Annotated in this window: 13 protein-coding genes; 1 reads left to right on the forward strand and 12 read right to left on the reverse strand. The window is 40.6% G+C overall.

The annotated features are described in order from the left end of the window. Nucleotides 1-185 precede the first annotated feature (185 nt). The 12 genes from icmF to speE all read right to left on the reverse strand — a co-directional run bounded on the left by icmF (nt 186) and on the right by speE (nt 17,140). Nucleotides 186-3,428, reverse strand: coding sequence for a fused isobutyryl-CoA mutase/GTPase IcmF (gene icmF / locus X953_RS16625; RefSeq protein WP_040956572.1), 3,243 nt, complete (start codon nt 3,426-3,428; stop codon nt 186-188). A gap of 34 nt (nt 3,429-3,462) precedes the next feature. Then, nucleotides 3,463-4,086, reverse strand: coding sequence for a TetR/AcrR family transcriptional regulator (locus X953_RS16630; protein WP_040956573.1), 624 nt, complete (start codon nt 4,084-4,086; stop codon nt 3,463-3,465). Next, on the reverse strand, nt 4,083-5,021 hold the full coding sequence (gene meaB, locus X953_RS16635) for a methylmalonyl Co-A mutase-associated GTPase MeaB (protein ID WP_040956574.1): 939 nt from the start codon (nt 5,019-5,021) through the stop codon (nt 4,083-4,085). Before meaB ends, X953_RS16630 begins: the two co-directional genes overlap by 4 nt. Nucleotides 5,022-5,098: 77 nt before the next feature. Beyond that, nucleotides 5,099-6,238 carry an acyl-CoA dehydrogenase gene (locus tag X953_RS16640; RefSeq protein WP_040956575.1) on the reverse strand — a complete coding sequence of 380 codons (1,140 nt, stop codon included), beginning with the start codon at nt 6,236-6,238 and terminating at the stop codon, nt 5,099-5,101. A 12-nt stretch (nt 6,239-6,250) separates the two neighbouring features. Beyond that, on the reverse strand, nt 6,251-7,387 hold the full coding sequence (locus X953_RS16645) for an acyl-CoA dehydrogenase (RefSeq protein ID WP_040956576.1): 1,137 nt from the start codon (nt 7,385-7,387) through the stop codon (nt 6,251-6,253). 33 nt (nt 7,388-7,420) lie between these two features. Then, on the reverse strand, nt 7,421-8,272 hold the full coding sequence (locus tag X953_RS16650; protein WP_019378239.1) for a 3-hydroxybutyryl-CoA dehydrogenase: 852 nt from the start codon (nt 8,270-8,272) through the stop codon (nt 7,421-7,423). A 90-nt stretch (nt 8,273-8,362) separates the two neighbouring features. Further along, entirely contained in the window at nt 8,363-9,550 is a 1,188-nt protein-coding gene (locus X953_RS16655) for an acetyl-CoA C-acetyltransferase (RefSeq protein ID WP_019378240.1), read from the reverse strand. Between the two features lie 194 nt (nt 9,551-9,744). Continuing rightward, entirely contained in the window at nt 9,745-11,853 is a 2,109-nt protein-coding gene (locus tag X953_RS16660; RefSeq protein ID WP_040956577.1) for a (Fe-S)-binding protein, read from the reverse strand. Nucleotides 11,854-12,745: 892 nt separating this feature from the next. Further along, nucleotides 12,746-14,416, reverse strand: coding sequence for an arginine--tRNA ligase (gene argS / locus X953_RS16665; RefSeq protein ID WP_040956578.1), 1,671 nt, complete (start codon nt 14,414-14,416; stop codon nt 12,746-12,748). Beyond that, nucleotides 14,413-14,847: a DUF1934 domain-containing protein gene (locus tag X953_RS16670; RefSeq protein WP_040956579.1), complete on the reverse strand. Its 435-nt coding sequence runs from the start codon at nt 14,845-14,847 to the stop codon at nt 14,413-14,415. Before X953_RS16670 ends, argS begins: the two co-directional genes overlap by 4 nt. A gap of 578 nt (nt 14,848-15,425) precedes the next feature. Next, a complete protein-coding gene (gene speB / locus X953_RS16675) occupies nt 15,426-16,298 on the reverse strand; it encodes an agmatinase (RefSeq protein WP_040956580.1) in 873 nt (290 codons plus the stop codon). Nucleotides 16,299-16,312: 14 nt separating this feature from the next. Beyond that, complete coding sequence (speE, locus tag X953_RS16680) at nt 16,313-17,140, reverse strand: spermidine synthase (RefSeq protein WP_040956581.1); 828 nt, start codon at nt 17,138-17,140, stop codon at nt 16,313-16,315. Nucleotides 17,141-17,337: 197 nt separating this feature from the next. On the opposite strand from speE, the gene X953_RS16685 reads away from it, so the two are divergent. After that, the gene (locus X953_RS16685; protein WP_040956582.1) at nt 17,338-19,359 is read left to right on the forward strand and encodes a transglycosylase domain-containing protein; all 2,022 of its coding nucleotides are present in this window, start codon (nt 17,338-17,340) and stop codon (nt 19,357-19,359) included. The last annotated feature ends 2 nt before the right edge of the window (nt 19,360-19,361 follow it).

A 19,361-nucleotide genomic window follows, 5' to 3' on the forward strand; every position in this document is an offset into this window, starting at 1 on the left:
TAGCTTTAAATTTAACATTCAACCATATATGCCACGTCCAGCTCCAATCCCCATCACCTAGTGTCCTTCCGGTATTTCCCTACGATAAGTCAACATCAATCCGCTGGCGCGTATTGTGTTTCCTTTATCTCAGTCAATCCCGTCCAGTCCATACGGTGATAAGCGGGGATTTCCGCTTTTGATTTTTACATATTCCTTCTATATTGGCCGCCTACTTGGTAGAGGGCGTTGGTTATTTGGCCGAGGCTGGCTACTTTTACGGTTTCCATGAGTTCTGCAAATATATTACCACCAGATGCAGCTGTTTGCTTTAGTCTCTCAAGTGCTTCTTCAACCGCGTCTTTATTCACTTCTTGGAATCGTTGCAATTCACTGATTTGATGCTCTTTTTCTTCCTTGGATGCACGTGCAAGCTCCATGGAGTCAATTTGGTCTTCAGAAGGTGGGTTCGGATTTAAATACGTATTTACACCGACGATTGGTAGTTCGCCGGAATGCTTTTTACCTTCATAATACAAGGATTCTTCCTGAATCTTTCCACGCTGATATTGTCGTTCCATTGCACCGAGCACTCCGCCCCGATCATTCATTTTTTCGAATTCCTGTAGAACCGCTTCTTCTACTAAGTCTGTTAGCTCTTCTATAATAAATGAACCTTGAAGGGAGTTTTCATTTTTGGTCAAGCCGAATTCCTTGTTTATAATCATCTGAATTGCCATGGCACGGCGAACAGATTCTTCTGTTGGCGTAGTAATCGCCTCATCATACGCATTTGTATGAAGAGAATTTGTATTATCCTGAATCGCCAGAAGTGCTTGAAGTGTTGTCCTTATGTCGTTAAAGTCAATTTCTTGTGCATGAAGGGAACGTCCGGAAGTCTGTACATGGTATTTTAGCTTCTGGCTTCGTTCATTTGCCCCGTACTTATCGCGCATGGTAATTGCCCAAATCCGACGGGCTACACGACCGATTACGCTATATTCAGGATCAAGACCATTTGAGAAAAAGAAGGACAGATTCGGTGCAAACTTGTTTACATCCATTCCTCTACTTAAATAGTACTCCACATAAGTGAAGCCATTTGCCAACGTAAAGGCTAGCTGTGTAATTGGATTTGCCCCTGCCTCAGCAATATGATATCCGGAAATGGAAACAGAATAATAGTTTCGAACTTTCTTATCAATAAAGTATTGCTGAATGTCACCCATCATACGCAGTGCGAATTCCGTGGAGAAAATACAGGTGTTTTGTCCCTGATCCTCTTTTAATATATCAGCTTGAACGGTCCCTCTTACTACAGCAATCGTTTCATCCCTCAATTTTTCATATTCTTCCTGGTTTGGCTCCCGGTTATTTTCTTCTTTAAATTTATTTACCTGCTGATCAATCGCAGTATTAAAATACATAGCAAGAATAATTGGTGCAGGTCCATTTATTGTCATCGATACAGAAGTCATTGGATTCGTTAAATCAAAACCTGCATATAATTTTTTCATATCTTCGAGTGTACAAATATTTACTCCGCTTTCTCCAACCTTTCCATATATATCAGGTCGATGTGCAGGATCCTCACCATATAAAGTAACAGAGTCAAAAGCTGTAGATAATCGTTTTGCTTCTTCGTTTTTAGACAGGTAATGAAAGCGACGATTTGTTCTTTCCGGCGTTCCTTCTCCTGCAAATTGACGTGTTGGATCTTCTCCCTTTCGTTTAAAAGGGAAAACTCCTGCAGTAAATGGAAATGCTCCAGGCACATTTTCCTTAAGTAACCATGTCAGACGTTCTCCCCAATCCTGGTACTTAGGAAAGGCTACCTTTGGAATCTTTAACCCGGATAGTGATTCGGTTGTCAGGTCCATTTCAATTTCCTTGTCACGGACTTTAAACGTCATTTTATCCTTGCCATAGCTTTCCTTCGTTTCGTCCCACGAGTCAAGTAATTTTCTTGAACGGGCATCCAGTTGTTCATTATATTTCTCCAGAGATTGGTCAATGACTGTTTGGACCTCATCAGCTTCTAAAACTTCCTTTGCACCTTCCAACTGATAGACCTTTCTTGCAATCTCACTCTGATTCTCTGCATGTTTATGGTAGCCTCGTACGTGTGTCGCAATTTCTCGTAAATAATGTCTGCGCTCATTTGTAATAATCATATTTTGTTTTTCTGCAATAATATTTCTTTCAAAATTTATTTCTTCTGTCCACGCATATCGCTCATTAAGTGTATCAATAAGTGAAGCAAATAAAGCATTTGTACCTGCATCATTAAATTGGCTTGCAATGGTACCAAAAACCGGGAATTTTTCTTTATCCTGATGGAATAGCATATGACTTCTTTCATATTGCTTACGTACTTGGTTTAATGCATCCTCAGAGCCTTTTTGTTCGTATTTGTTAATAACAATAAAATCAGCAAAATCGATCATATCTATTTTCTCAAGCTGGGAAGGGGCCCCAAATTCCGCTGTCATGACATACATCGATAAATCCGTAACATCAGTGATGGCAGCATTTCCCTGACCAATCCCACTTGTTTCTACAATAATAAAATCAAACCCGGAAGCTCTTAGAACATCGATGACATCCTGAATTGCTTTAGAAAGCTCACTGCGGGAATCACGAGTTGCCAATGAACGCATATAAACCCGATCTGTGAATATCGCGTTCATACGGATGCGGTCACCAAGTAATGCCCCGCCTGTTTTCTTTTTGGTGGGGTCAATGGAAATCACAGCAATCTTTTTATCTGGTATCTCATTAATAAACCTGCGGATCAGCTCATCTGTAAGCGAGCTTTTCCCTGCTCCTCCCGTTCCGGTTATTCCCAGTACAGGTACATTGTCTTTCGCTTGGTTCTGCAGCTGGTCAATGACCTGTTGTTTTTCTTTCTCGTCGACTTCAGCGTTTTCCATATACGTAATAAATCTGGCAATCGCTTGACGTTCTCCATTAAATAATTGTTCCTGGTCTTTTTTTATATCAATTGGAGGCACATAGTCACATTCCTCCAGCATGAGGTTAATCATCCCTTGTAAACCTAGCTCTCTACCATTTTCTGGTGAGAAAATTCGTGACACTCCATACTCATGTAATTCCTTTATTTCGCGAGGAATAATCACTCCGCCGCCCCCGCCATAGACTTTAATATGTTCTGCCCCAAGCTCTTTCAATAGATCGATCATATATTTAAAATATTCTACATGGCCACCCTGGTAGGAAGAGATAGCAATACCCTGCGCGTCCTCCTGAATGGCTGCATGAACGACCTCTTCCACAGATCGGTTATGACCCAAGTGGATCACTTCTGCGCCGCTTGCCTGTAAAATTCGTCTCATTATATTAATTGATGCATCATGCCCGTCAAACAGGCTGGATGCAGTGACAAACCGTACTGGATTTGTCGGTTTGTAAATTTCTGGTTGTTCCATTTGTTACCCCTCCTTCAATAGTAAATCGCTTTCATTACTCGGATGTTACTATACCGAGCATTTGCAGGTTAAAATGAATTTGTCTTTCCATATATTGCTCAAAAGTAAACTGGCGCTGAAGCATCCACCTTCTAAAGCCCCACATTTGTCCTTGAACAAAAATATTATTAGCAAGTAATGCAACATCCTGATGCGAGATTTTTTCTGGAAGGCAGGTAAGAATCACTTCCTCCAACATCCTTACCATATCTCGTTCCTTCTGCAGTACATATTCCTTCGTATCTTTTTTCAATGACTTGGCTTCCTGATACATAATTAAAATTTCTTCCTGCATCTCATCCATTAAGTAAAAATAAGCCTTCATTACAGCTATCAAATTATCTACAGATGCCGATTCCAAATCAATGGATAAACTTAACCGTTCGCGCACCTGTTCATAAATAGAATCACATACAAGGAAAAGCACATCTTCTTTTGTACGAATATATTCATAAAGTGTACCAATACTGAAGCCGGATTCTTTTGCTATTTCTCTTGTTGTGGTCCGATGAAATCCCTTTTCCTTAAAGAGCTTCATCGCCCCTTTAATCATCTGATTACGTCGTTTCTCCACTAACTCTCTATCTTTTACAGAGGAAAGGACCTGTTCATCGCTCATTTTCTCTCCCCCTCTTTTTTCCACTGCTCATACCATCTGCTTGCTAATTTATATGGATCACTGTCTGCCTCAATTGTTGCTAGTTCATTGTTTGACTCCATATAATTTTTCACGTCCCGCCAGATCTCTTCGCGAATCAATTCATAGATTTCCAGTTCCTGCTGCTGAATGCGCTGCTTACGCCCTTCCTCTGTACGATATAAATAATCATGATGTTCTTTAATCTTTGCCCATAGTTTATCTATCCCTTTGTTCTCTGTAGTAATTGTTTTTACAATGGAGGTCATATGCTTTTCTGTTGCCGTCATCATAACCAATTCTTTTAATAATGCCTTCAATTTACCAACACCATGTAAATCTGCTTTGTTAATGACGAACAAATCAGCGATCTCCATAATACCTGCTTTAAAGATTTGTAATACATCCCCGCTATTTGGTGTCATCACAACAGCCGTTGTATCAACAATTTTCATAATATCTAACTCAGATTGTCCGACACCAACTGTTTCGACAATAACGACATCATAACCATAGGCATCACAGATACGCACCGCATCTTTTGTTGCTCTTGCCAAGCCACCTAAACTGCCCCTTGTAGCCATACTGCGAATAAAAACACCATCATCTGTAAAATGCTCATTCATTCGAACACGATCTCCAAGCAATGCTCCACCACTGAACGGACTAGTTGGATCCACTGCAATAACAGCGACGGTTTTCCCTTCTTGCCGTATATGTGAAATCAGACGATTCACAAGAGAACTTTTTCCAGCACCAGGTGATCCGGTTAATCCAACATAAAGTGCATGCTTTTTAAGTGAAAAAATATCACTCAACAGTTCGAGCTTCTCTGGATGGTCATTTTCCACCATTGTTATCGCTCTCGCCAATGCCCGTACATCTTTATTTTTAATCCGTTCAACTATTTCGTGCATTGGTGGTCATCCTTTCTAATCCATTCAATTCTTCTGTTAATCTATTTATTATCGTATATTACTCTTGCTTATATCTCTTATTTCGTCAGCATACGTCCAATAACAAGACGTTGGATTTCATTTGTACCTTCATAGATCTGTGTGATTTTCGCATCACGCATGTAGCGCTCTACCGGGTAATCCTTTGTATATCCATAGCCACCGAATACTTGAACTGCTTCCACCGTAGTACGCATTGCTGCATCTCCTGCAAACAGCTTAGACATCGCGGATGCCTTTCCATATGGAAGACCCTGTGATTCAAGCCAAGCAGCCTGGTAGGTTAATAGTCGGGATGCTTCTACATCTGTAGCCATATCTGCTAATTTAAAGGAGATCCCTTGGTTTGTTGCAATTGGCTTACCAAATTGCTCCCGCTCTTTTGCATAATCCACTGCTGCATCCAGTGCTCCTTGTGCAATACCGAGTGCTTGTGCTGCAATCCCGTTACGTCCCCCATCCAATGTGGTCATAGCAATTTTAAACCCTTCGCCTTCTGCCCCTAGCATGTTTTCCTTAGGTATGCGACAGTTTTCAAAAATAAGTTCCGTTGTTGGAGATGAACGAATACCTAATTTCTTTTCTTTTTTACCGAATGTGAATCCTTCCGTACCCTTTTCAACAATAAAAGCACTGATGCCTTTATGCTTTGCATCCGCATCTGTTTTAGCGAAAACGATATAAATATCAGCAACGCCACCGTTCGTAATCCAAACCTTGCTGCCATTTAAAATATAATGGTCGCCGTCTCCCTTTGCAGTTGTCTTCATGGAAACAACATCACTGCCCGCACCTGGTTCAGATAGCGCATATGCACCCAAAGCTTCTCCTGTTGCTAAACGATACAAAAAGGTTTTCTTTTGTTCTTCATTACCATATTTAAAAATTGGCCAGCTTGCGAGTGATAAATGTGCAGATAATGTTACTCCTGTAGAAGCACATACACGAGACAGCTCTTCAACTGCAATAACGTAGCTTACATAATCTGCTCCAATTCCGCCATACTCCTCAGGCCAAGGAATTCCAGTTAATCCAAGCTCGCCCATTTTATCAAAAATCTCACGATCAAAGCGTTCCTCTTCATCACGCTCCGCTGCTGTCGGTTCTACTTCCTTTGTAGCAAAATCCCTTACCATTTTACGTAGCATTTCCTGCTCATCTGTCAATTGAAAATCCATGGTTGTTCCCCCTTAGTTCTTTAGTAGATTTTTTGCAATCACAATATGTTGAATTTCGTTGGCACCTTCATATATTTCAGTTATTTTGGCATCACGGAAAAAGCGCTCTGCTGGATAGTCCTCCGTATAACCGTAACCTCCATATACTTGCACTGCCTCAATCGCTGTTTGAACTGCTGTTTTCGATGCATACATTTTGGCCATTGAAGCTTCTTTTCCGCAAGGGATTCCTCGTTGGACAAGTGCTGCAGCCTGATAGACTAATAGTTTAGCAGCCTCTACGCTTGTAGCCATGTCTGCCAATTTGAATGAGATTCCTTGATTAGCAGCAATCGGCTTACCAAATTGCTCCCGCTCTTTTGCATAACCAACTGCATGCTCAAGAGCAGCTTCACCAATTCCAAGAGCTTGGGCGGCAATCCCAATCCTTCCAACATTTAAATTGGCCATTGCAATCTTGAAGCCGTCTCCTTCTTCCCCAAGTAATTGTTCCTTTGATATCACACAGTTGTCAAAGGTTAATGCTACCGTATTAGACCCATGTAGCCCCATTTTCTTTTCCTTCTTGCCAATAATAAGGCCCGGAGTGTTCTTTTCAATAATAAACGCACTAATTCCTTTCGATCCTTCTCCAGTTCGGGCAAAAGTAATATAGGTATCTGCCTCGCCACCGTTCGTGATAAATACCTTGGAGCCATTCAATATATACGTGTCACCGTCTTTTTTTGCTTTTGTTTTTAAATTGCCGGCATCTGAGCCCGCGCTTGGTTCTGTGAGTGCAAAAGCTCCTAAATACTCTCCACTTGTCAGCTTTGGTAAGTAATGTTTCTTTTGATTTTCATTACCAAAATAAAGAATTGGGTTACTGCCTACGGAAGTGTGTACAGATAAAATAACACCAACTGTCGCACTTACTTTAGATAGCTCATGGATCGCGCTAATATACGAAACAAAGTCCATCCCACTACCACCATATTCTTCAGGTATTGGTATTCCCATCAGCCCTAATTCACCCATCTTCTGAATAATTTCCTTTGGGAAGCGATCCTCTGTCTCCATCCGTTCTATTTCACCTGTGATTTCCTTCTGAGCAAAATCCCTTACCATTTTCTGCATCATTTGCTGTTCTTCTGTAAAGTTCATATCCATCTATATTCCACCCCTCTGCCGTTTCATGATGTTTTAGTTATACTGATAAAAGCCTCTGCCTGATTTCTTGCCAAGCCAACCTGCTTTTACATATTGGCGAAGTAGCGGGCATGGTCGATATTTACTATCATTGAAACCTTCATAGAGTACTTCCATAATATACAAGCACGTATCCAGTCCAATAAAGTCAGCCAGAGTCAGCGGTCCCATCGGATGATTCATCCCAAGCTTCATTACTTTATCCACATCTTCAACGGAAGCTACTCCTTCATGTACAGCAAAGACTGCTTCGTTAATCATCGGCATTAAAATCCGGTTGGCGGCAAAGCCCGGAAGATCAGCTACTTCTACAGAGGTCTTATTTAGTTTAGCTGTCATCTCCTCAATTGCCCGATATGTTCCATCACTTGTTTGTAATCCGCGAATAATCTCTACTAATTTCATTACCGGTACTGGATTCATGAAATGCATACCGATTACCTGATCCGGTCGATTCGTAACCGCAGCAATCTCTGTAATAGGCAGGGAAGAAGTATTTGTCGCCAAAATAGCATGTTTCGGTGCAAATACATCCAAATCACCAAAAACTTTTGCTTTCACATCCATATTTTCCACAACCGCTTCAATAACAAGATCACAGGATTCTGCATCTTTTAGATGATGAGACGGCTTTAACCTATTTAACGTCTCCGTTTTATCCTTGTCGGTAATTCGCTCCTTGTCTACCGCACGGGTTAATAGTTTTTCAATGTTCTTTAGTCCCTTTTCCAAAGCTTCCGTGTTCATATCATGAAGCAAAACGTCAAATCCTGCTTGTGCACATACTTGGGCAATCCCTGCCCCCATTTGACCTGCGCCAATTACCATTACTTTTTGTATTGCCATATGTATCTACCTCCATTTTTTAAAAATACGTTGGAAACGAAAGGAGCTGACTCTTTTACCGAATCAGCTTTTCCCTTCTTATGGGCACAATTACTGTTTCGATACCTCAATTAACACGGCATCTCCTTGCCCTCCACCACTGCAAATAGCAGCAATACCAAGTCCGCCACCGCGTCGCTTTAATTCATGAATTAATGTCAAAATAATCCTGGCTCCACTAGCTCCAATTGGATGTCCCAATGCAACAGCTCCACCATTCACATTTACCTTTTCTTGGTCAATACCTGCGATTTTTCCACTTGCTAAGGAAACAGCTGCAAATGCTTCATTGATTTCAAATAAGTCAATGTCCTCTTTTTTATGTCCAGTTTTTTCTAAAAGCTTATTAATGACGAGCCCAGGTGTTTGCGGGAAATCCTTTGCTTCAACAGCTACTTCAGCATGTCCCAACACTGTTGCCATAGGTTCTTTCCCTAGCTCTCTTGCTTTCTCATCTGACATCACCACAAAAGCACAAGCACCATCATTCACGCCAGGCGCATTACCCGCAGTTATAGTTCCATTTGGATCAAAAGCAGGCTTTAATTTAGCCAGTTTCTCCACACTTGTATCTTTTCTTGGTGCTTCGTCTGTATCTACTACAATTGGATCCCCTTTGCGCTGAGGGACTTCAAGTGGAACAATTTCTTCCGCAAATTTACCAGTTTCAATCGCTTCTCCAGCACGTTGATGACTCCTGTATGACCATTCATCCTGTGCCTCTCTAGTTAACTCATATTCTTCTGCGGTAGAGTTTCCATAGTTGCCCATATGGACGCCTTTAAAAGAACATGTCAATCCATCATGGATCATCATATCTTTAACGGTTTTATCACCCATACGATTTCCCCAACGAGCATCTGGCAGGAAGTAAGGAGCGTTACTCATACTTTCCATTCCTCCAGCAACAATTACTTCTTCATCGCCCAGACGGATTAACTGATCAGCCAATGTTACACTTCGAAGTCCGGAAGCACATACTTTATTTATCGTTTCCGTTTTTACATGCCATGGAATACCTGCTTCTCTTGCTGCCTGTCTGGAAGGGATCTGTCCCTGTCCTCCCTGTAATACAGTTCCCATAATTACTTCATCTATCTGTTCGCCATCCATTTGAGCTCGTTTCAACGCTTCTTCTATTGCTTTTCCACCAAGCTGTGAAGCTGTGAATGATTTTAAAGAACCGCCAAATTTGCCAAAAGGTGTTCTCGCACCTGAAACAATAACCGTTTTTCTCATACTTACCAGCACCCCTTATTTTATATTTTTGTTAACGCTTTCTTTTTAATGAAATTATAATGATTGAACGCTCGCTCAATCATGCCTCAAAAATTAGAGGGGCATATGGATACCCCTCTATTAGTCTAACATACTCATTTGTTTTTTTCTAAAAATTATACAGAATTTAAATATAGCAGTTTGGTAGATTCATTTTAAGCAGATTTTGTTTCTTCTTCAACGAATACTGATAAAGCAAGGATTTCAGCTACATCCATCGTACTTATATCCTCTTCTACCTCTTTTGCTTTCGTTCCATCACTTAACATTGTTAAACAATATGGACATGCGCTGGAAATCATAGTCGGTTTTACAGCTAGCGCTTGTTCGGTACGGGCTACGTTTATGCGGTTTCCAGTAGTTTCTTCTGTCCACATAAGCCCACCACCTGCACCACAGCACATGCCATTTTCCTTACTTCGTGCCATTTCCACTAATTCCAGGCCAGGTATGGATTGCAAAATTTCCCTTGGTGGATCGTAAACACCGTTATATCTTCCTAGATAGCAAGAGTCGTGATAGGTCAAACGCTGATTAATTTCACGCTGGGGTTTAAGCTTCCCATTCATCACTAGGTCATAAAGCATTTGAGTATGGTGATAAACCTCTGCTTCAAAACCAAAGTCCGGATACTCGTTTTTGAAAATATTGTACGCATGCGGATCAATAGTTACAATTTTAGTTACACCATTTTTTTCAAATTCCTTTATGTTTTTCTCGGCGATTTCCTGGAATAAAAACTCATTACCAATACGGCGCGCAGTATCTCCAGAGTTAGCTTCTTTATTTCCAAGAATAGCAAAGCTGATACCAGCTTGGTTCATTAGTTTAGCAAAAGCAACAGCAATCTTTTGACTGCGACTGTCATATGCACCCATAGAACTTACCCAGAAAAGATATTCAAATTCCTTATCTTCTTTTTTAAGTTCTTTTACTGTTGGAATATAGGCAGCTTCATCCAATTCACGCCATTTAATTCGATCCTTTTTAGATAATCCCCAAGGGTTACCCTGACGTTCAATGTTCATTACTGCTCGTTGAACATCCTGATCCATTTTTCCTTCTGTCATTACAAGATAACGACGCATGTCTATAATTGTTCCTACATGTTCATTCATTACCGGACAAGCTTCTTCACAATTACGGCATGTTGTACAACCGGAAAGCTCTTCCTCTGTAATTACATCACCAATTAAACTTCTGCTCTGTACCGTAGCAGCCGCTTCATTTTGCCCGCTTGCCTGATTCCCTTGTGTACCAGCAAACGCATATGTTGGTACCCATGGGGACTTTCCTGTAACCGCGGCACCTTTTTCTGTTAAATGGTCGCGAACCTTTACCATAATGTCCATCGGGGATAACATTTTCCCTGTCCCAGAAGCTGGACAAACATCAGTACAACGACCACATTCCACACAAGCATAAAAATCGATCATCTGAAACTGATCAAAATCTTCTACTTTTCCTACTCCAAAGGATATTTCCTCTTCATTCTCCACGTTTTCTTCATCTATATCAAAGTCGATCGTCTTTAATTTACCTGGTACCCGCTTACTTAAAAATACATTAATTGGTGCAGCAATTAAATGTGCGTGCTTCGATTGTGGCACATAAACGAGGAACGTTAGAATTGTAATCGTGTGTACCCACCATGCAATATAAAATACAACCATCGCTGCTGCTGGAGACATCCAACCAAATCCTAAAGCTATTAAACTAGCTACAGGCTCCAACCAAGTGGCTTCATGACCATGCCAAATTTGTGCCATTCCATTTCCAACAAGCACAGAAATCATCAGGGTGCCAATGAAAAGGAGGACAAGTCCTGCTTTAAAGCCACGTTTCAAACGCACCAGCTTTTCCATATAACGTCTGTAGAACGCCCAGGCTACTGCCACGAGGATCATCAATGTAACTAGTTCCTGAAAGAAAACAAATCCTGGATAAAAAATCCCAAAAGGTAAATGGTTTCCTGGTGACAGCCCTTTGACAAACATATCAATTGCCCCAAATTGCACAAGGATAAATCCATAGAACATCATGACATGAATTGCTCCTGATTTTTTATCCTTTAAAAGCTTTGATTGTCCGAAAACAATTTTTCCCACACGGCGGAATCTTTCTTTAAAATCCCGGTCAAATTCTGATTTTTTTCCCAGCCTGATGTATGCCACTCGTGTTGCAACAACTCTTCCGAATAAATAAAAACCGTATAAGGTTATTGCCACAAATGCCAGCGTGTTGATCAGCAAAAAAGTATTCATTACTCGCTCCCCCTTAAAAATTTAGCTGCCCTTCTATCTTAACAGTATAACTAACAATGGTAACGATTGCATTTTTCAGATAAATAAAACGTTTTTATAGGACATCTATCTATACTATAAAATATGAATGATCATTCAGTCAACTTCTTTTTTTGTTTCTATACTGACTTCTAATTACTTTAAACCAAACCATTGTAGTAATAACCCTGGTTAACCCTGTATTTTCTCCTGACTATTAAAAAGGATTGTACTGCAAATATTAAGGTACAAACGTATTTTGTTCATTCATAATTGGAGAGAACTCCGAACTAACCCTGAAATAATTGAGGAAGAGTGCCTCATTGATTTCCGTTGCATGCGGACGCTTTCCACCGGCATGGCTTCAGCCGCTTCCTCCGCTACGCTCCGTCCAGGGTCTTCAGCTCATGCTATTCCGGTAGGAGTCGCCGCATTCCACTCCAATCAATTTGTATTGCTCATTTATTTTAAAAATAAATTTTAAATTGACGTAAAAAAAATAGACAATAGCGGCGGAAAAATACGTAGACTCCTGGGGGAGATGAGGCATCGGTGAGACCCCGGAATGCGTTATAGGGGTTGGAAGGCTAAAGTCGCGACGTCGTGTCGCAACGCCTTCATGACCAACATCCTGTTGGCCCGAGGCTCATCAGCCGCCCCCGGAAAGCGCAGTATTTTTCCGCAGCGGTGTTATTTAGCTATTTCACATGAATAGCTAAACTGGTTTTCTCTAGTTCAGAGTTTATCTATTTTCCGAATCATTGAGTAACCCCAACATATATATTAGGATCTAAAAAGAAATCGCTTTCAAATCGAGGTATAAATATGCCGGTTTAGAAAACTATCTTTTAAACCGGCTTATGAACAGATTTGGTTACATCTTTTCTGGTGCAGATACACCAATTAAATCAAGTGCGTTTTGTAATGTGATTCTTACAGCCTTCATTAAAGCAATTCGCGATTGGGTTAATTCTTTATTATCTGCATCCAATACTTTTTCTGCATTGTAGAAGCTATGCAGCAATGTGGCAAGATCATATACATATTGTGTTACTTTGTGAGGTGTCTGTTTTTCCGCAGCATCTGCTACTGTTTGTGGAAATTCACCTAACTTCTTCAATAAATCCATTTCTTTTTCCGCATTCAGCAAGGTTGTGTCAAACTCTCCGTCAACAGCAAACCCTTTCGTTTCCGCTTGTTTCAGCATTGTACAAATACGCGCATGCGCATATTGAACGTAAAAGACTGGATTGTCATTGGATTGAGAGCGTGCTAAATCCATATCAAAATCCAATTGAGAGTCATTGGAACGAGTGACAAAGTAATAACGAACAGCGTCTATACCCACTTCATCCATTAGCTCACGTAAAGCAACTGCTTTCCCCGTACGTTTACTCATACGAAGTTTTTCGCCGTTTTCAAACAAGTTTACCATTTGAATAATTTTTACAGCAAACTTATCTGCGGAATAGCCTAACGCTTGGATAGCTGCACGCATTCTCGGAATATAGCCATGGTGGTCAGCACCCCATACGTTAATAATCTTATTGAAGCCACGGTCCAGTTTATTTTTATGGTACGCGATATCCGGAGTTAAGTACGTATAGCTGCCGTCCTGTTTAATAAGGACGCGGTCTTTGTCATCATCAAATGCAGTAGTGCGGAACCAGGTAGCACCGTCTTTTTCATAAATATAATCACCCTGCTGCAGCTTTTCCAATGCTTTCGAAATTTGATCATCATTATAAAGGGAACGCTCAGAGAACCAATTATCGAATTTAACACGAAAAGCCTCCAAATCTTCTTCAATTTTTCCTAATTCGTATTTCAAGCCATATTCTTTAAAGTAAGCAAGCCGTTCCTCTCGATTCCTGTTGGCCCATTTATCACCAACTTCTTCTGCTAACTTTTTACCTATTTCAATAATATCTGCACCATGATAACCGTCTTCAGGCATAGGTGTTTCCTGTCCAAGTGCCTGCAGATAACGTGCCTCAACTGATAAGGCCAGATTATCAATCTGGTTACCCGCATCGTTGATGTAATATTCACGTTCTACATCATAACCAGCAGCCGCGTAAACATTGCAAAGCACATCCCCAAAAGCTGCTCCACGAGCATGCCCTAAGTGCAAATCACCAGTTGGGTTTACAGAAACAAACTCTACTTGGACTTTTTCACCTTTTCCAGCGTTTGTTTGGCCGTATGTACTTTCCGCCTCCAAAATAGTAGGAATAATTGACTCCAAAAAGTCATTTTTCATGAAAAAGTTAATAAACCCTGGTCCTGCTATTTCCACCTTTTCAATGGAGGCTTTTGTTTGATCCAAATGATCTACAATGTCCTGAGCAATTTGCCTTGGTGCTTTTTTAGCTATACGAGCAAGCTGCATTGCAATATTGGATGCAAAGTCTCCATGTGCTTTATCCTTTGGTTTTTCCAAAATGACCGCAGGAAGCTCTTCAGCTGTAGCCAATTTTGCCTGGATCACTGCTGCTGCTATTTCTTGTTTTAACGTTTCTTCCGTTTGAACTAATACGTTCATTGGGATTCCTCCTCTTTAAAACTCAACTTTATTTCCTGATTCCTTTCCTCTTGCCCATTTAGCTTGACTTTATAATCAATCGTTAATGAACCTGACTCCTCATTCGACTGGTAGTGAATAGTTTCTGTATATGTCTCCATATGGATACCACCATGCGGGTGGTAAAACACATTCTCCGTAATCTGACCTTCTCGAAACTGCTGATTCATTTTTACATTTCCAGAACGCTTAATACTCACCTTATTTTGTTGAATCGTAATCAGGTTGTGAATGACAGATTTGTCATCAGATGTTTCCTCATATGTAAGTACATCCAGATTATTTCTCTTATAGTATTTCCCTGTATGTTTTTGTTTATTTGATTCCTTCGCCCCATCTTCTTCAATCATGGTCTGGAGTTCAATGGATACGTTTTTGTGTAGTGCGTTCATGTTAATCCCTCTACTTATATTAATTCATATAATTTACTATTATATCTTTAAATGAATAGGATAATCAATATCTTTCTGGTAAAACTCACTATCTCGTTCATTATCTTTTTAAAATGCTTTATTTTTGTCGTGCTGGTTTCGGTTATAGAGATAGAATAATAAGTAAAAAAATACAGACTACAGAACCTCTTCCATTTGACTAACGGTTCTACTGGAAATGTTGGGGTACAACCGTATTTTGTTCATTCATAGTTGGAGAAAAATGCGAACTACTGAAAATTTTAGCCCCTTGTAGAAGCGGATAACCCCATTGATTTCCGCTGAAGGGGGCCGCTTTCCACCGGCATGGCTTCAGCCGCTTCCTCCGCTACGCTTCGTGCAGGGTCTTCAGCTCATCCTATTCCGGTAGGAGCCGCCCGCGGAAAGCGGAATATTTCCCCGTAGCGGTGATTTAAGCAGCCTCTATATTCTTAGTTACGTCGCAATATATATATTTTCCGAATCATTGAGTAACCCTAGATGTGTATTAGAGTCAAAACAAAAACGCACTCCTGTTTCGAAACAGAAGCGCGCTTTCATTATTTCACCCATCCCAGTAAGATTTCCCGGATGAATTTGCTAGCTGCAATGGCGGTTTTTTCGGAATGGTCGTAAACTGGTGCTACTTCCACAAGATCGGCGCCGATTACCTGGATATCAGATTCCGCAATCAGTTGAATAGCGTCCAATAATTCTGTGGAGCTAATTCCCCCTGCCTCTGCTGTACCGGTTCCAGGAGCGAAAGCCGGATCAAGTACATCGATGTCAATCGTTACGTAGACCTTTCTTCCTTGTAATTCCGGCAGCATTTTTTTTAATGGCTCTGCCACCTGAAATTTCGACATGTGCATGCCACTTTCCTTGGCGAATTGAAATTCTTCACGCATACCAGAACGGATACCAAAGGAATATACATTGTCTGCTCCAATTAAATCACATATTTTACGTACGGGGGTAGAATGGGAAAGCGTCTCACCTTCATACTCCTCACGTAAATCAGCATGTGCATCAATATGAATCAGCGCCATATCCGGATGTTTCTCATACATTGCTTGAATCACTGGCCATGTTACCAGGTGCTCACCGCCAAGTCCGATTGGAAACTTCCCTTGTGCAAGCAGCTTGCCAATATATTCACGAATCATATGGAGACTTCTTTCCGCATTACCGAATGGCAACGGAATATCACCTGCATCAAAAAAGGCGATTTCCTCCAAATGCTTGTCCATATAAGGACTATATTCCTCCAGACCAATCGAGGCCTCACGAATTCTTCCCGGGCCAAACCTAGAACCCGGACGGAAGCTCACCGTCCAATCCATCGGCATCCCATAAATAACCGCTTTTGCTTTTTCAAAGTCATTTCCTGACATGATAAATACCTTGCCGGAATACGCTTCATCAAATCGCATATTACTTCCTCCCTTTATTCTGTCAATTCTTTTACAAATTTTGGAAGGGCAAATGATGCAAAATGAATTTCTGGCGTGTAATACTTTGTATCAACTTCATGAAATCGTTCTTGCTTCACTTTTAACGGATCATGAATTTTACTCCCAATAGTAAACGTCCATAAACCACTTGGATATGTCGGTATATTTGCTGTATACAATCGAGTTACCGGAAATATTTCTTTCACATCATGATATACCTGATGAATCAAATCTGCTTTAAACCACGGATTATCTGTCTGAGCTACAAAGATTCCATCATCTTTTAGAGCTTTATGAATTCCCGCGTAAAAACCTTGTGTAAATAGATTCACTGCTGGTCCGACTGGTTCAGTGGAATCCACCAATATGACATCAAATGCTTTTTCACTGTTGGCTATAAACATAAAACCATCATCTACTTTTACTTCTACACGTTCATCGTCTAAAGCGCCGGCAATTGTTGGTAAATATTTTTTTGAATAGTGAATGACTTCCCCATCAATATCCACAAGCGTCGCCTTTTGAACAGACGGATGCCTTAGTACCTCACGAATAACACCACCATCTCCCCCGCCAACTACAAGTACATGCTTGGGACTTGGATGGGTAAACAAGGGTACATGTGCAACCATTTCATGATATACAAACTCATCCTTTTCTGTTGTCATAACCATATCATCTAATAAAAGCATATTTCCCCATTCAACTGTCTCTACCATTTTCAAGTCTTGGTAGTCAGTTTGAAGTGCGGCTAAAGTTTTGTTTACCTTTGCAGTAATGCCAAAGTTTGCTGTCTGTTTTTCCGTAAACCACATACTCAATATAAACACTCCTCTTGGTGTTGTTACCTATAAAATAAATTGCACACAAAAACGAAGAAGCTCTCCTTTGTTTCCGTTATGAAACTTGATAGAGCAACATTTTATGCTTTTTTTTATAAAAAGACAAGCACTTTTTGTTTATATCTTTATATCTTTTCCCATAATGGTAGTAATGCACACATATTGGAGCCATTATAATGAGAAAAAAGTTTAAAAGATTAAAATGGATAACTGTGATCTTGATCGGATCCTTTTTTACAATTGGCTGCCTAATTGGCGGTGTTTATTTGTTGAGCTATATAATGGGACCACCGCCCTTAGCCAATCAACAAAATACTGTCTATTACAGCAATGACGGCGAGATTATTGGTGAAGAAAGCGGAAGTGAAAGCCGCCACTGGGTGGAATTAAAAGCAATTTCCCCTTTTCTTATTGATGCCACCCTGCAAATAGAAGATCAGCATTTTTATGAACATCATGGTTTTGATTACAAGCGAATTATGGGCGCCATTATCAAAGATATAAAAAGTCTATCTCTTAAGGAAGGCGCAAGTACACTTACTCAGCAATACGCAAGAAATTTATATTTGACCCATGAAAAGACGTGGTTAAGAAAAATAAAGGAAGCTTTTTACACGGTAAGATTGGAAATGTTTTATTCCAAAGATGAAATTCTCGAAGGTTACTTAAATACCATTTATTATGGCCATGGTGCCTATGGAATTGAGTCCGCAAGTAGTTACTATTTTGAAACCTCAGCAAAAGAATTAACCTTAGCACAAGCTTCCATGCTAGCAGGCATACCAAAAGGGCCAACCTATTATTCGCCATTGAATGATATAGAACGAGCAACAAAAAGACAGCAGCATATTTTAACTGTTATGAAAAACCAACGAGTGATTACAAAGGCTGAGTACACTGAGGCAGTAGAAGAAGAACTGAATTACACTGCAAAAAGTGAAAATGAAGAGGTAATTGGCGCACACTTTCAAGATACCGTACTGCAAGAGGCTGCTGAAATATTGAATTTAGATGTGGAAGCAATTCGTTCTGGTGGCTTCGAAATCCATACAACATTAAATAGGGATTACCAGCAGCAACTAGAGAAGCAGATTAACCAAACCGTACGCTCTTCCACTGAAGTAGAAGTAGGTGTACTAGCAATTGAGCCAAATACTGGAGGAATACTGGCAATGTCCGGCGGAAGAAATTATGCAGAGAGTCCGTATAACCGTACAACACAGGCGAAACGAATGCCTGGGTCTGCATTTAAACCTTTCTTGTATTATGCTGCGCTTGAAAAAGGATTTACTCCGACAACAGAATTGATGAGTGAACCAACTGTTTTTCAATTGGAAAATGGAGAGGAGTATAAACCAAGCAATTATAATGGTTACTATGCTAACGAGCCAATCACTTTGGCTCAAGCCCTCGCTTTGTCCGATAATGTATATGCTGTCCGAACACATTTATTCTTAGGAGTTGATGAACTCGTTGATACAGCAAGGAAGTTTGGCTTCACAAGTCCACTTCCTGCCGTACCATCCCTTGCACTTGGAACAGCCGCTGTTTCTATGAAGGAAATGGTTGCAGGCTATGCCATGCTTGCAAATGGAGGTTATGAGATGTCTCCACATACGATTAAAAAAATTGATAATGCAAACGGAAAAACTGTATTTGAAAGAGAAGAAATCCTTGGAAAACAAAAATTAGACGAAAAGAAGGTTTCCGTGTTAAATCATTTAATGACTGGCATGTTCGACAGCCAATTGGATGGGTATATGTCAGTAACTGGGTCTACGATAAGTAATCGATTGACACGCATCTATGCAGGCAAATCCGGCACAACAAATTCGGACAGCTGGATGATAGGATATAGTCCGTCAGTGGTAACTGGAGTATGGGTGGGGTATGATGACAACCGTCCTATGGAAGCAGTTGCCGAAAAGTCTTATGCTAAGTCTATATGGAGCCAATTTATGGAGACAGCACATAAGGGGTTGCCTAACGAAGCCTTCGATATGCCTGCAGGAGTTGTTGGTGTCCCTGTAGATCCGTCTACTGGCCAACGGGCCACTGCTTATTGTGACACAAGCCGTGTGATGTATTTTGAAAAAGGAACCGAACCACAGATTCATTGTACAGACCATGTTTATGAGGAAAATGGAGCGCAGGATGAGGAAGGAATATTAGAAAAATTATTCGACCTCTTCCGCTGACT

The sequence above is a fragment of the Virgibacillus sp. SK37 genome, from assembly GCF_000725285.1.
Lineage (GTDB): Bacteria > Bacillota > Bacilli > Bacillales > Amphibacillaceae > Virgibacillus_Q.

Bases quoted from the DNA above. Each gene is read 5' to 3' on its own strand.
- icmF (WP_040956572.1), bottom strand. From the start codon at position 3,428: ATGGAACAACCAGAAATTTACAAACCGACAAATCCAGTACGGTTTGTC.
- X953_RS16630 (WP_040956573.1), bottom strand. From the start codon at position 4,086: ATGAGCGATGAACAGGTCCTTTCCTCTGTAAAAGATAGAGAGTTAGTG.
- meaB (WP_040956574.1), bottom strand. From the start codon at position 5,021: ATGCACGAAATAGTTGAACGGATTAAAAATAAAGATGTACGGGCATTG.
- X953_RS16640 (WP_040956575.1), bottom strand. From the start codon at position 6,238: ATGGATTTTCAATTGACAGATGAGCAGGAAATGCTACGTAAAATGGTA.
- X953_RS16645 (WP_040956576.1), bottom strand. From the start codon at position 7,387: ATGGATATGAACTTTACAGAAGAACAGCAAATGATGCAGAAAATGGTA.
- X953_RS16650 (WP_019378239.1), bottom strand. From the start codon at position 8,272: ATGGCAATACAAAAAGTAATGGTAATTGGCGCAGGTCAAATGGGGGCA.
- X953_RS16655 (WP_019378240.1), bottom strand. From the start codon at position 9,550: ATGAGAAAAACGGTTATTGTTTCAGGTGCGAGAACACCTTTTGGCAAA.
- X953_RS16660 (WP_040956577.1), bottom strand. From the start codon at position 11,853: ATGAATACTTTTTTGCTGATCAACACGCTGGCATTTGTGGCAATAACC.
- argS (WP_040956578.1), bottom strand. From the start codon at position 14,416: ATGAACGTATTAGTTCAAACGGAAGAAACGTTAAAACAAGAAATAGCA.
- X953_RS16670 (WP_040956579.1), bottom strand. From the start codon at position 14,847: ATGAACGCACTACACAAAAACGTATCCATTGAACTCCAGACCATGATT.
- speB (WP_040956580.1), bottom strand. From the start codon at position 16,298: ATGCGATTTGATGAAGCGTATTCCGGCAAGGTATTTATCATGTCAGGA.
- X953_RS16685 (WP_040956582.1), top strand. From the start codon at position 17,338: ATGAGAAAAAAGTTTAAAAGATTAAAATGGATAACTGTGATCTTGATC.